We start from the raw sequence: 13,241 nt of genomic DNA, 5'->3' as shown, positions 1-13,241 counted from the left end.
CAGCGCATAAACTGGCAATAACCGATTTAGATCGATTGAACCTGCCACTGTGCGTCTACAAGCACCAATTGATGCGTTGCAGCAGCAACAGAAGATACATCATCATCACCTAACAGTTGGATTACACTTAGACCCTGTTTACGGCTGTTTTCGATCGCATCTAATAACGCGGCGTCAGTGCCTTTGGGTGCAACCACGACTGCAACCTGTTTACATTGGCTGGCGCTTAGTGCATACAAGTCACATGAGAAACCTGTTGCAGGACGCGCACGACCAAAGTGCTCACCAATACCATCATAACGGCCACCTTGTGCTAGCGGTGCAGCACGATTTGGTGCATACACAGCGTACATCAGACCTGTGTGGTAATGATAAGATCGTAATTCCACCACATCAATGCCAATATGTAACTCAGGCCAGCGTGCTTGGATTGCAGACTTCGTTGAGCTTAGGGCATCAAATGCTTGTTTAAATGCAGGATCTTCAATAATTTCAGCACTTAAATGCGCTTGTAATTGCTCTAAATCACTTGCATAACGGCCAAGGGCATAAAAGTCCTGACCAAAGTTTAAATCTTGAGTAAATTCAGCCAATTCTGGCAATGCTTTACGCTGATACAGATCCGATAAACGGCGTTCAGTGGCTTTATTTAAAGCCGCGTGTTTCACCAAACTACGGAATAGACCAACATGACCTAAATCAAGATGGATACCTTGCACAAAATTTGCTTTTTTGAGCAAACCGAGCATTACATCAATCATCTCTACGTCAGCATCAATACTGTCTGAACCAAATAATTCTGCACCCAATTGTAATGGGGCACGTGTGGTATTAAAACCTTGAGGTTTTGTATGTAATACCGTTCCCGCATAGCAATAACGTGCCACACCATGTACAGGATGTACATGTGCATCGATACGTGCCACTTGTGGTGTCATATCGGCACGCACACCAAGTAAACGGCCAGAAAGCTGGTCGATGACTTTAAAAGTGGCTAAGTCTAAATCTTGATTCGATTCTGAAAGAGAAGAGAGAGATTCGATGTATTCGATGAAAGGTGTGTACACCAACTGATAACCACGCAATGCGAGGAAATCTAATGCGTCACGGCGCAAAGTTTCGATTACTTGCGCCTGTTCGGGTAATACATCAGCTACACCATCAGGTAATAACCATGTCTCTGAAATGGGCATGTTGTAAACCTAAATTCTTGTCAGCGCGGAACAAATCCGCATAAAAAAATCGGGAGCACACCCGATTTCTCTTAGTCTAGCACGATAGTTTAGCCCTTGCACAAGTCTTTTTTACAAATGCTGTGCAAATACTGACTAATTAAAGTTGCGAAGTTTTTGAGTGCTTTTTAACGACTGTTTTGGGCTTTTAGATCCAAGCCCTGAAGCCGATTACTTTATAATAACTCAGCCCATAACAACTCACCTACCCACGCTACAGTTATCGATGCTGTAGCTTCGCCAGTTGTGTCATGATGTCCACCATTTGTGCCTGCTGTTGTTCAAGCTGCTGTAGACGTTGGCACTGTTGGTTATGGCTCGACTGTTGCTGTTGCATTTGTTCAGTTATGTCTTGAATTAAACGCAAAGTTTGCGACAAATGTTGTTCTAAATGCGCATTTTTTGCGTTTAAATGCTCGATATGCTGTTGGGCGTGTTGCTGAGCGCGTTTAGAAATGATCGACAGCCCAATCACACCAAGTAGCGCACATATCGCAATCATTATCGACATGCTTTAAGCCTCAAAAGATTGGCATAAGTCCAATAAACGGTTGGCATAGCCCCATTCATTGTCATACCACGCAAAGACTTTAGCTTGTTGTCCCACCACCATGGTTTGCCCCAAATCCACAATTAAAGAATACGGTGAATGGTTAAAATCACTCGACACCAAGGGTTCATCAGTTACTTGCATAATACAGGCATAATCGCCGTGTGCTGCTTGGCTTAGTACTTTATTAAGACGCGCCACGCTAATCTCAGACTGCGCAATAAAGTTTAAATCAATGGCTGCCACATTAATGGTCGGTACTCGAATCGAATAACCATCAATACGCCCATCCATTTTTGGCATGACCCGTTTAAGCGCACCCAACGCGCTGGATGTGGTTGGAATTATGTTTTGACCTGAAGCACGCGCACGGCGTAAATCACGATGTGCATGATCAAGCACCGATTGATCGGCTGTTACGGCATGAATTTCGGTCATTAAAGCGCTTTCTATACCAAAGGCATCATCAATAATTTTAACCAAAGGCACTAAAGCTTGGGTGGTACAGGAGACACTTGAGATAATTTGATCACTTTGCTGTACGTCATGATGATTGACCCCATAAACAATCGCGGCATCGACTGTATCAAAAGGGGCAGCACCAATAATCACACGTTTAGCACCAGCATAAATATGTTCTGTGGCCGCAGCACGCGAGCGGAATAAACCCGTACATTCAAGTACGACATCCACGTTTAAACGACGCCATGGCAAATCCTGTGGTTGTTTATGCTGTAATACTTCAACCCGCAGCGTTTTTTGCTGGGCTTGAATATTTAAAAAGGTCTGTTCTAAACACTGTTCTACACTGACCTGCCCATGAAAGCGCCCATGGGTCGAATCGTATTTAAACAAATGTAATAAAGTCTCTACATCTGCAACGTCATTAATTGCCACAAGATCAAAATCAAATTGCTGTGGATGTTCAAACCATGCTCGTAAAACATTACGTCCAATCCGTCCAAATCCATTAATGGCTACCCGTTGCATATGCATTCCTTGTTAATTCACGCCAAGCCACTTTATGTTAATAGATTTTCAAGACAACTGTGAGAGAAAATTTTGCGTTTAAATCCAATTTAATGCTTAAAATTTATTCAAATTAGAATTAAATTCGAATTTATTAAAATAAAATTTCAATTAATTGCAAAAAAAATAAAAAATTGCCCTTTTTTTGTTTACTTTGCCAGTTAAAACAAGTAAAAAATGAACGCAGCCGCGGTAAAGCCAATTTTACACCTTTGGGTCAAAAGTTCTTGGCGCGATTGAATCTGTAGCAAAGCATGTTAAAAATCAGCGTATGGCTTTTGTTAAACTCAAGCCAGCAATTGTCAGGCAATCGGCTTAAAAGCATTGGTGGATACAGGTTTTTTCGGTATAATTTGGCGTTTTTTAATCTTTAAGCCCCCGCATTACAGCAAAGACCCAACCGTCTTGTCAGACTGCAATGCTTTTGCCAAATCAGAAATTATGGAGTGACTTGGTTGTGAGTACTCGTTTTATGACATCAGCTGAAATTCGTGAAGCATATTTGCGCTTTTTTGAGACAAAAGGCCATACACGTGTCGCGTCGAGTTCTCTGGTACCCGCCAATGACCCAACGTTATTGTTTACCAACGCTGGTATGAACCAGTTTAAAGACTGCTTCTTGGGTCTTGAAAAACGTGATTATGTTCGTGCAACATCTTCACAAAAATGTGTCCGTGCAGGCGGTAAGCACAACGACCTAGATAACGTGGGTTATACTGCACGTCACCATACATTCTTCGAAATGTTAGGTAACTTCTCGTTTGGCGATTACTTCAAACGTGACGCGATCATGTTTGCTTGGGAATTTTTAACCTCAGATGAATGGTTAGCCCTTCCTAAAGATAAGCTTTACGCCACTGTTTACCATACCGATGACGAAGCATTTGACATCTGGAACAAAGAAATTGGTTTAGATGCCAGCCGTATTATCCGCATTGGCGATAACAAAGGCGAAAAATACGCATCAGATAACTTCTGGGCAATGGGCGATACCGGTCCGTGTGGTCCATGTTCTGAAATCTTCTTTGACCACGGCGACCACATTTGGGGCGGCCTACCAGGTACACCTGAAGAAGATGGCGACCGTTTCATCGAAATTTGGAACAACGTATTCATGCAGTTTAACCGCACGAACGATGGTGTGCTCCACCCTCTTCCAGCGCCTTCTGTTGATACAGGTATGGGGCTCGAGCGTATTTCTGCAGTTTTACAACACGTCAACTCAAACTACGAAATCGATCTTTTCCAACACTTATTAAAAGCTGCCGCTGAAATCATTGGTTTAGACACCACTGAACTTGAAGCAAAAGCACAAGCAGAAAATAAACCTGTTGAATACCCTGCGTCTTTAAAAGTGGTGGCTGACCATGCGCGTTCATGCTGCTTCTTAATCGCAGATGGTGTTAATCCATCGAATGAAGGTCGTGGTTATGTGCTACGTCGTATCATCCGCCGTGCAGTACGTCACGGTAACAAATTGGGTGCGACAGGTTCATTCTTCCACAAAATGTTACAGCCGTTAATTGAAGTCATGGGTCAGGCCTATCCTGAGCTTGCAGCTAACCAAGCACGTATCGAAGCGCAACTGCTAAAAGAAGAAGAGCAATTTGCGAAAACTTTAGAGCAAGGTTTGAAATTGCTTGAAGGCGAACTTGCTAACTTAAAAGGTTCTGTGATTCCTGGCGAAGTGGTATTTAAACTTTACGACACCTATGGCTTTCCAACTGATTTAACCGCAGATATCGCGCGTGAACGTGATTTAACGATTGATGAAGCTGGCTTTGAAACTGAAATGGCGGCACAGCGTCAACGTGCGCGTGATGCAGGTAAATTCGCCATCGACTACAACGCTGTTGTGAATGTGGAAGGTGAAACTCAGTTTGATGGTTACGATGCAACGGCTGGTGAAGGTCAAATCATCGCCATCTACAAAGATGGCGAACAAGTAGATGAAGTGTTTGAAGGCGACGAAGCGTTAATCGTTTTAAACCAAACCCCCTTCTATGCAGAAAGCGGTGGTCAAATCGGTGATACGGGTATCTTCAAAAATGATACGGGTATTTTCGAAGTTCAAGATACTAAAAAATCAGGTGGTGCTTTTGTTCATCAAGGTATCGTGACCATGGGTAGCCTCAAAGCAACCCAATCTGTAGAAGCAACGGTTAAAGCAGATATTCGTGCCGCAACTGCACGTAACCACTCTGCAACTCACCTTTTACACGCTGCCCTACGTCAAATCTTAGGTTCACACGTACAGCAAAAAGGTTCATTGGTTGCATCAGACGTGTTACGTTTTGACTTTGCCAACGACCAACCTGTGACATTTGAACAGCTACAAGAAATTGAACGCTTAGTAAACGCAGAAGTGATTGCCAATACTGCAGTGACCACTGAACTTCTTGACATCGAATCTGCCAAAGCCAAAGGCGCGATGATGCTGTTTGGTGAGAAATACGGTGAAGAAGTTCGTGTACTTTCAATGGGTTCAGTGATTGAAGAGAAAAACTTCTCAATCGAGCTGTGTGGCGGTATTCACGTTAAACGTACTGGTGACATCGGTCTGTTTAAGATCACTTCTGAAGGTGGTGTAGCGGCAGGTGTACGTCGTATTGAAGCAGTTACAGGGGCTAAAGCGGTCGAAGTTTCACAAAAAGCCGATCGTGATATCAACACCATTAACGCTTTATTAAAAGCGCAAAAAGAGCAAACTTTAGAAAAAGTTGAAGCTTTGGTTGATACAGCATCTAGCCTGCAAAAACAAATCGAACAACTCAATCAAAAGTTAGCGAGCCTACAAGCTGCTGAACTCTTAAGCCAAGTTCAAGAGATTGCAGGTCGTCAAACTTTAATTACGACTGTTGAAGGTATGGATGCTAAATCGCTACGTACCTTACACGACGGTGTAAAATCAAAATTAGACAACGCAGTGATTGTACTTGCAGCAGTTGAAGGTGACAAAGTGAGTCTACTTGCTTCTGTAGCCAAAGACTTCACTTCGTCTATTAAAGCGGGTGACATCATCAAACATCTAGCAACTGAGCTAGGTGGTAAAGGTGGTGGTAAACCTGACTTAGCACAAGGTGGCGCGCCACTAAACGAGAAGTTTGCTCCAGTTATGGCTGATTTAACAGCTTGGCTGGCAGCAAAATAAGACTTCACCTTTTGTGTAACTGACCCTAAGGAACTTAGGGTCATGGTTTATATGGAACAACTATGGCATTAATCGTACAAAAATATGGCGGTACCTCTATGGGTACTCCAGAGCGCATTTTAAATGTTGCTCGTCGTGTAAAGCGCTGGCATGAGCACGGCCACAAGGTTGTGGTTGTGGTATCAGCAATGAGTGGCGAAACCAATCGTCTGCTTGCTTTAGCGAAAGCCATTACTGAGACCCCTGACCCACGTGAGTTAGACCAAATGGTGTCTACGGGTGAACAGGTCACGATTTCCATGTTAGCAATGGCGCTCAATTCACTGGGCGTGAGTGCTAAGTCATTGACTGGTCGTCAAGTAGGTATTAAAACCGATAGCGCCTTTAACAAAGCGCGTATTGAATCGATTGATACTGACGTGATGACTGCGCATTTAGATGCAGGTCGTGTGATTGTTGTTGCGGGTTTCCAAGGTTTTGATGCCGAAGGTAACACAACAACCCTAGGTCGTGGTGGTTCAGATACTTCAGGCGTAGCACTGGCTGCTGCACTTAAAGCTGATGAATGCCAAATTTATACCGATGTAGACGGTGTATATACTACTGATCCTCGTGTTGCACCAAAAGCCAAAAAAGTAGATCGTATTTCATTTGAAGAAATGCTAGAAATGGCGTCTTTAGGCTCTAAAGTATTGCAAATTCGTTCAGTTGAATTTGCAGGCAAATACCAAGTGCCTTTACGCGTATTATCAAGCTTTGATAATGATAACGATGGCGCATTTGACGAAGAATTTAAAAACAACGTTGGCACACTTATTACGACTGAATTGGAAGACAACATGGAACAACCAATTATCTCGGGTATCGCATTTAACCGTGACGAAGCGAAATTAACAATTTTAGGTGTGCCTGATGAGCCAGGTATTGCATCTAAAATTTTAAAACCAATTGGTGATGCCAATATCGAAGTCGATATGATCATCCAAAACGTAGAAGAAGATGGTACAACTGACTTCACGTTTACTGTAAATCGTGGTGAACTCGCAAAAGCCAAAGCAATCTTAGAAGAAACTGCAAAAAACATTGGTGCGCGTGAAGTTGCAACGCGTGATGACATCGTAAAAGTGTCGATCGTAGGTGTAGGTATGCGTTCACACGCAGGCGTAGCCAGCAAAATGTTTACTGCCCTTGCTGACGAAGGCATTAACATCTTGATGATTTCAACTTCAGAGATCAAAATTTCTGTGATTATTGAAGAAAATTATCTTGAATTGGCAGTACGTACCCTGCACACTGCTTTTGGCCTAGACCGTGAGTCAGGTGAATCTAGCGTACGCGCTTAAGCTTACGTGACTATAGGAAAATAAGCATATTTAACCTATAGTTGCGAAACGCTACAAAAAAATAGAGCCACTATATTTCCTTTTATAGTGGCTCTGTTATATTAGGAAACAAGGATTTTTTGTAAATCTGTATAAAATATATATTGCGTTATATGACATATAATGCGATACATCTTTTTAGATGAATACTTTTTAATTTCAAGGTTGTGTTTTTTTTACTGGTTTTAAATCTTAAAAATCGCAGTTTATAGCATTTGGCAAGGAGATAAGCATGCTGATTCTGACCCGACGTGTCGGAGAAACTTTAATGATTGGGGACCAAGTCAGTGTGACTGTACTTGGTGTTAAAGGTAACCAAGTCCGTATTGGTGTAAATGCCCCGAAAGAAGTGTCAGTGCATCGTGAAGAAATTTACCAACGCATTCAACATGAACGTGCTATGCATGAACATTTGCAGCACTTAGATCAGGATTATCAACCTTCTTTTGAAGAAGGTGATTTTTCGCAGAATAACTACAATCGTTAAGATCGATGTTTTTCTCCTAAAGCGGCATTTATGCCGCTTTAAATTTGCCTAAAGCTTAGATTAAAGTAGATCTTGCTGCACTTGCATGGCCTGTAGCGCTTTTTTAACTGGGCCAAAGCTACGACGATGCTCCGCAATCACGCCATGCGCTGCAATCGCCTCAAAATGCGCTTTGGTTGGGTAGCCTTTATGCTTGGCAAAACCAAACTGGGGATATTTGGCATCCAACTCCACCATCTGCCGGTCACGGGTGACTTTGGCTAAAATACTGGCTGCTGAAATCTCAGCATGTAAGGCATCTCCTCCAACGACCGCTTCACAGCTCATTGTTAAACCCTGCACCAATTTATTGCCATCAATAAGTACATGCTCAGGTTGTACCTTTAACGCCTCAATTGCACGACGCATCGCCAAAAGAGAAGCTTGTAAAATATTCAGCTCGTCAATCTCTTGCGCACTACTTTCGGCAATCGCCCATGCTAAGGCTTTTTCTTGAATCTCAATAAATAATTGCTCACGTTTTTTTTCAGTGAGTTTTTTTGAGTCATTTAAACCTGCAATTGGCTGATTGGGATCTAAAATCACCGCAGCAGCAACCACTGAACCCACTAAAGGGCCACGGCCTGCTTCATCTGTACCTGCAATTAACATTTTTATCTGCTTCTATATGCTGATTCAATAAAAAACGACCTAAAGCTTAAGCTCAAGGTCGCTGTCATGTGGGCTCATGTAGCCTTAGTTTTGGATGGTTTCAACCACACACGCATTTAGAGTAGATGTCACGACTTTAGATGCAATGCTGGCTTGTTGAGTTTTATCCATTGCAGCAATCAATAATTCTGTCGCAGTCACAGAAGTTGTCGCTTTTTCACCAACACATGAACATACTTCTGTTTGTAATTCTTGTTTTTTCGCATCTGTTAAAAGTTTAGAGCCCGTTTTCCAATAAGTATTGTTTTCAAGTTCAGTCACACATTTGGCTTGTACACCCACTTTCACTGCTGCCATCGCCAATTGCTGTGCGCCTACTGTGGTAGAAGTAGCAGTGGTTGAAGTGCTATCTGTTGCTACACATGCTGTTAAAGCCAAAGTAAGCGGTGCGAATACAGCAACTAATTTTTTCACGAGAATTGTCCTAAATCATCATACGATATGTATAACGCTATTGTGCCCAAATCTTGGCATATAAGAAATTAGCTAAAAAGCTAGATGTATAAAACATAACCAAGCAGCGTTCTAATTTAGAACTTAAAGCGTTGCTGATCTGTGCTATGACAACGCAATTTATACCGCTATATTCGAACAAAATTACATTAAATGAGTAGCTGATATGGATCAATCACCTTATTACACCCGCACCGCACAAGTGTTACATTGGCTCATGGCGATTATTTTTATTGCTGTATGGCTGATTGGATTTTATAGCGGTAATTTTTTAAGTTATGACGTAGATGGCAGTTTTAAAGGTGATGTGATTAGCCTGCATAAAAATTTAGCCACCACGATTATCTTCTTAGTGGTGGTACGGATTTTTTGGCGTTATACCCACCCTGCACCCAAACTGCCCGACAGTATGAGTCCAATGATGCAAAAAATCGCGCATATCGGACATTTAGCATTGTACTTTATGCTATTGGCATTACCTATTACAGGTTGTTTATGGAGCTGGAGTTTAGGTTATCCCGCACCTGTATTGTATCTATTTGATTTACCTGCTTTAGTCAGTAAAAATCCAGAGATTACTGCGATTGCTAAACCGATGCATATTTATTTGTCATGGGGCGCCGCTTTACTCTTAATTGGTCATATTTTAGCAGCACTCAAACATCATTTTATTGATCGCGATCATGTGTTAGATAGTATGACTAAACAACCTAAAGATTAATTCACTGCTGCCGAGATACAACCTTTTAAGCTATTCATAACGGCTTTACGTACCAACTTGTCTTTTTCAGCTTCATTGACTAAGGCAAGCGCAAGCTCTTTGGCGCCCATCTCGTTCATGGCATTGTCACTTACACAACCACAAATGCTCGCTTGGTTACTTTGCTTTTGCTCAGTGGTCATCAACCAGCTTGCCGCTCGCCATATTTTGGAGTCTTTGAGTTCTTGCTGACATTGATAGGCAATGACAGGTTTAAGCATTTTTTGTGTCAGGCTTGGCGCAGCTGATACTGACATATTGATTAAAAATACACTGCTTGCCATACATAAAACTTTGATCATTGACGCGATCACCTCATAAAAAAAGGCAGCCTAAGCTGCCCTGTTGATTATAGTGCTTGAATTTTAGCAATCCACATTTGTTTTTCTGTATCTGAAATAAAAGAGGCTTCAAATGAGTTGATGGCCAATTGTTTTAATTCATCAGCCGTTAAATCTAACGCTTGGGTAATCGCAATAAAGTTATCATTCATGTAACCACCAAAATATGATGGATCATCTGAATTGACGGTGACTTTAACCCCTTGTTGCAATAAACGGCGGATATTATGCTCACGCATATCATCGACTACACAGAGCTTTAAGTTAGACAGTGGACATACTGTTAACGGCATTTTGTCGCGAATTAAACGCTGCATCAGTTCTGGGTCTTCTTCAGAACGTACTCCGTGATCAATACGATTGACTTTGAGCATATCTAAAGCTTGCCAGACATAATCTGCTGGGCCTTCTTCACCCGCATGTGCCACAATTAAAAAGCCTGCTTCACGCGCTTTGGCAAACACGCGAGCAAACTTCTCTGGTGGATGCCCAACTTCGCTTGAATCTAAACCTACACCAATAATCTGATCTTTATACGGTAATGCTTGCTCTAGCGTTTTAAAGGCTGCCTCTTCACTTAAATGACGTAAGAAACACATGATTAAGTGCGAGCTAATCCCAAGCTTAGTCTTGGCATCATCACAGGCACGCTTTAAACCATTCAGTACCGTCGCAAACGCAATACCACGCTCGGTATGGGTTTGTGGATCAAAGAACATTTCGGTATGTACCACGTTATCTTCGGCACATTTTTCAAAATATGCCCAAGCCAAATCGTAAAAGTCCTGCTCTAAAATTAACACCTTTGCACCAGCATAGTAGATGTCTAAAAATGATTGTAAATTATGAAAATTATAGGCCTGACGGACTTCTTCAACGGATTGATATGCAATTTCAATCTGATTACGCTGCGCAATCGCAAACATGAGTTCAGGTTCAAAAGTACCTTCGATATGCACATGCAACTCGGCTTTGGGTAAAGCACGAATTAAATCTAATTGGGTCATGACTGTTTCCTATTTTAGATATAAAAAAGGGTGCTCCCCTTAGATTAGCACCCTTAAGGTTGTTATGACGGGATTAACCACCAAACAGCGCAAATTTCAACGCCCAAAGTAATGCAATAATCCATACCATATATGGCACAGTTTTGGCTTTACCAGTAAGCAATTTAATTAAGGCATAGCTAATAAAGCCCATGGCAATACCATCGGCAATTGAATAGGCATATGGCATAAAGATGATGGTTAAAAACGCAGGAACTGCTTCGGTAATATCATCCCAATCAATATGCGTGATACCTTGAATCATCAACACACCCACAAATAGCAATGCAGGTGCAGTGGCATAGCCTGGTACAGACTGTGCAAGTGGTGCTAAAAATAAGCACAATAAGAACATCACACCAACCACAACAGCAGTCAAACCTGTACGACCACCTGCAGCAACACCCGCTGATGATTCGATATAAGGTGTAGTTGAAGATGTACCCAGTGCTGCACCTGCCACAATCGCAGAAGAGTCCGCAAATAGGGCTTTTTTGAGGCGTGGCAATTTACCATCTTTAAGTAAGCCCGCACGATGGGAAACACCCACCAGCGTGCCAGTTGAGTCAAATAAATCGACCAAGAAGAAAACGAAGATGACACCCACTAAGCTGGCTGTAAATAGACCTTCAAAGTCCATTTGCATAAAGGTAGGGGCAAGAGATGGAATAGAACCCACCACGCCTTGAAACTCGTTATAACCCAAAGCAGTTGCAATCGCAGTAATCGCTAAAATACTAATAATAATCGCGCCACGTACTTTAAAGTGATGCATCACCACCACCATCAGAAAGCCCAATAATGCGAGCAAGACTGAAGGTTGCTTTAAGTCACCTAAGCTCACTAAAGTGGCTGGATTATCAACAATGATGCCAGCATTTTTTAACGACACAAGGGCAAGGAACAGACCAATACCCCCACCGATCGCAAGCTTTAACGACATTGGAATGGCGTTGACAATTGCTTCACGGATTTTAAACATACTGATGGCGATAAACACCATCCCAGAGACAAAAACCGCAGCCAACGCTGTTTGCCATGGCACGCCCATTCCCATACACACCGAATAGGTAAAGTAAGCGTTTAAGCCCATACCCGGTGCCAGTGCAATAGGATAATTCGCAATCAAGCCCATCACCATACAACCAATGGCAGCGGCAAGACAGGTTGCAACAAAGACAGCCCCGTGATCCATACCTGTTTCAGATAGAATCATTGGATTGACAATAATGATGTAACACATCGTTAAAAATGTGGTGATACCTGCTATTACTTCTGTACGAAAACTGGTTTTGTTTTCGCTTAATTTAAACAGACGTTCTAGCATACTTGCGGAAGATGGATTAGGAGTCGTCATGACCTAGCCCCTATAAATAATTGATGCCTAATTGCGGTATTTTAAAAACCCACTTATGACACAAAAGGGAGATTTTGTAGCAGATTAAGCAATGGATATGCCAAATGTTCCATTTTAAAGGAGAAGTCATTTACCCTAGAATCAAGCTTAAATCATAGATTTAAAATTGAAGCAGTGTAAATAAAAAAGCTGCATATCATTTATGCAGCTTTACTCGCCTTGGCTAAATCAAGCACTTACAAACATAAACGCATTAATTTAACAATACACTTGAGCAATTATATCACATTGCTTTTTTATTGTTTCTAAAAAATGCATCTAATTACGATATGCTGCTCCAAAATCATCCACCCGCAATGGTGAATAAAAATGCGCTGAAAATGGGTTATTCTCCTTCACTGACCACAGTGCTAGTGTCAATGGGCTGAAGACGATAATGAGGGTTTTTTGAACATATTGTAAAGAACTTTGCGCCTCACTGACCACAGCGGCCACATGCTGCTTATGTTGTTGCTCTTGGCGATACAACATATAAGTGGCAATACATGCAATAAAAACAGCGAGACTTAAGGTTATTTTTATCATGATCTACTTTTATCCTTTGGGTAAATTTTAGGTAGTGTCCAAATCTAACGTGTTATCCATCTATCTTTCATATCCTGATTATATTTCAATAAAAATAGATGCAAGACAGCTTCGTGATTTTCTTTCTTCTTAGAAAAGCTTAATGTCTTTCGAGTAA

The 13,241-nt window shown here is 41.8% G+C and carries 13 protein-coding genes; 4 read left to right on the top strand and 9 right to left on the bottom strand.

Translation table 11 applies throughout. The features are described from left to right. Window positions 1-26: 26 nt before the first annotated feature. The 3 genes from CYK47_RS11540 to CYK47_RS11530 all read right to left on the bottom strand — a co-directional run bounded on the left by CYK47_RS11540 (window position 27) and on the right by CYK47_RS11530 (window position 2,772). Window positions 27-1,193: an ATP phosphoribosyltransferase regulatory subunit gene (locus tag CYK47_RS11540; protein ID WP_122901911.1), complete on the bottom strand. Its 1,167-nt coding sequence runs from the start codon at window positions 1,191-1,193 to the stop codon at window positions 27-29. Between the two features lie 259 nt (window positions 1,194-1,452). Continuing rightward, window positions 1,453-1,743, bottom strand: coding sequence for a hypothetical protein (locus CYK47_RS11535; RefSeq protein WP_164709192.1), 291 nt, complete (start codon window positions 1,741-1,743; stop codon window positions 1,453-1,455). A 3-nt stretch (window positions 1,744-1,746) separates the two neighbouring features. Further along, window positions 1,747-2,772: a type I glyceraldehyde-3-phosphate dehydrogenase gene (locus CYK47_RS11530; protein ID WP_122901908.1), complete on the bottom strand. Its 1,026-nt coding sequence runs from the start codon at window positions 2,770-2,772 to the stop codon at window positions 1,747-1,749. A 496-nt stretch (window positions 2,773-3,268) separates the two neighbouring features. Between CYK47_RS11530 and alaS the strand changes: the two genes are divergently transcribed. From alaS to csrA, 3 genes are all read left to right on the top strand, one after another. Next, window positions 3,269-5,962 carry an alanine--tRNA ligase gene (alaS, locus tag CYK47_RS11525; RefSeq protein ID WP_171407321.1) on the top strand — a complete coding sequence of 898 codons (2,694 nt, stop codon included), beginning with the start codon at window positions 3,269-3,271 and terminating at the stop codon, window positions 5,960-5,962. 62 nt (window positions 5,963-6,024) lie between these two features. Beyond that, on the top strand, window positions 6,025-7,305 hold the full coding sequence (locus tag CYK47_RS11520) for an aspartate kinase (protein ID WP_122901906.1): 1,281 nt from the start codon (window positions 6,025-6,027) through the stop codon (window positions 7,303-7,305). Between the two features lie 271 nt (window positions 7,306-7,576). Beyond that, on the top strand, window positions 7,577-7,831 hold the full coding sequence (csrA, locus tag CYK47_RS11515; protein WP_122901904.1) for a carbon storage regulator CsrA: 255 nt from the start codon (window positions 7,577-7,579) through the stop codon (window positions 7,829-7,831). Window positions 7,832-7,891: 60 nt separating this feature from the next. On the opposite strand, the gene rnhB is transcribed toward csrA, so the two are convergent. After that, complete coding sequence (rnhB, locus tag CYK47_RS11510) at window positions 7,892-8,482, bottom strand: ribonuclease HII (RefSeq protein ID WP_122901902.1); 591 nt, start codon at window positions 8,480-8,482, stop codon at window positions 7,892-7,894. Window positions 8,483-8,566: 84 nt separating this feature from the next. After that, window positions 8,567-8,956, bottom strand: coding sequence for a hypothetical protein (locus tag CYK47_RS11505; RefSeq protein WP_122901900.1), 390 nt, complete (start codon window positions 8,954-8,956; stop codon window positions 8,567-8,569). 205 nt (window positions 8,957-9,161) lie between these two features. Between CYK47_RS11505 and CYK47_RS11500 the strand changes: the two genes are divergently transcribed. Further along, a complete protein-coding gene (locus CYK47_RS11500) occupies window positions 9,162-9,716 on the top strand; it encodes a cytochrome b (protein WP_122901898.1) in 555 nt (184 codons plus the stop codon). Here CYK47_RS11500 and CYK47_RS11495 read toward each other — a convergent pair. The 4 genes from CYK47_RS11495 to CYK47_RS11480 form a co-directional block, all read right to left on the bottom strand. Next, window positions 9,713-10,057: a hypothetical protein gene (locus CYK47_RS11495; RefSeq protein ID WP_164709191.1), complete on the bottom strand. Its 345-nt coding sequence runs from the start codon at window positions 10,055-10,057 to the stop codon at window positions 9,713-9,715. The two genes, CYK47_RS11500 and CYK47_RS11495, sit on opposite strands and share 4 nt — an antisense overlap. A 47-nt stretch (window positions 10,058-10,104) precedes the next feature. Continuing rightward, the gene (locus CYK47_RS11490; RefSeq protein ID WP_122901896.1) at window positions 10,105-11,103 is read right to left on the bottom strand and encodes an adenosine deaminase; all 999 of its coding nucleotides are present in this window, start codon (window positions 11,101-11,103) and stop codon (window positions 10,105-10,107) included. 73 nt (window positions 11,104-11,176) lie between these two features. After that, window positions 11,177-12,499, bottom strand: coding sequence for an NCS2 family permease (locus CYK47_RS11485; RefSeq protein ID WP_122901895.1), 1,323 nt, complete (start codon window positions 12,497-12,499; stop codon window positions 11,177-11,179). 318 nt (window positions 12,500-12,817) lie between these two features. Continuing rightward, the gene (locus CYK47_RS11480) at window positions 12,818-13,084 is read right to left on the bottom strand and encodes a hypothetical protein (RefSeq protein ID WP_122901894.1); all 267 of its coding nucleotides are present in this window, start codon (window positions 13,082-13,084) and stop codon (window positions 12,818-12,820) included. Window positions 13,085-13,241 lie beyond the last annotated feature (157 nt).

It is taken from the genome of Acinetobacter sp. B51(2017), from assembly GCF_003711395.1.
Classification (GTDB): Bacteria; Pseudomonadota; Gammaproteobacteria; order Pseudomonadales; family Moraxellaceae; genus Acinetobacter.
Note: the sequence above shows the minus strand (reverse complement) of the source record. Positions and strands in the feature narration are given on the sequence as shown.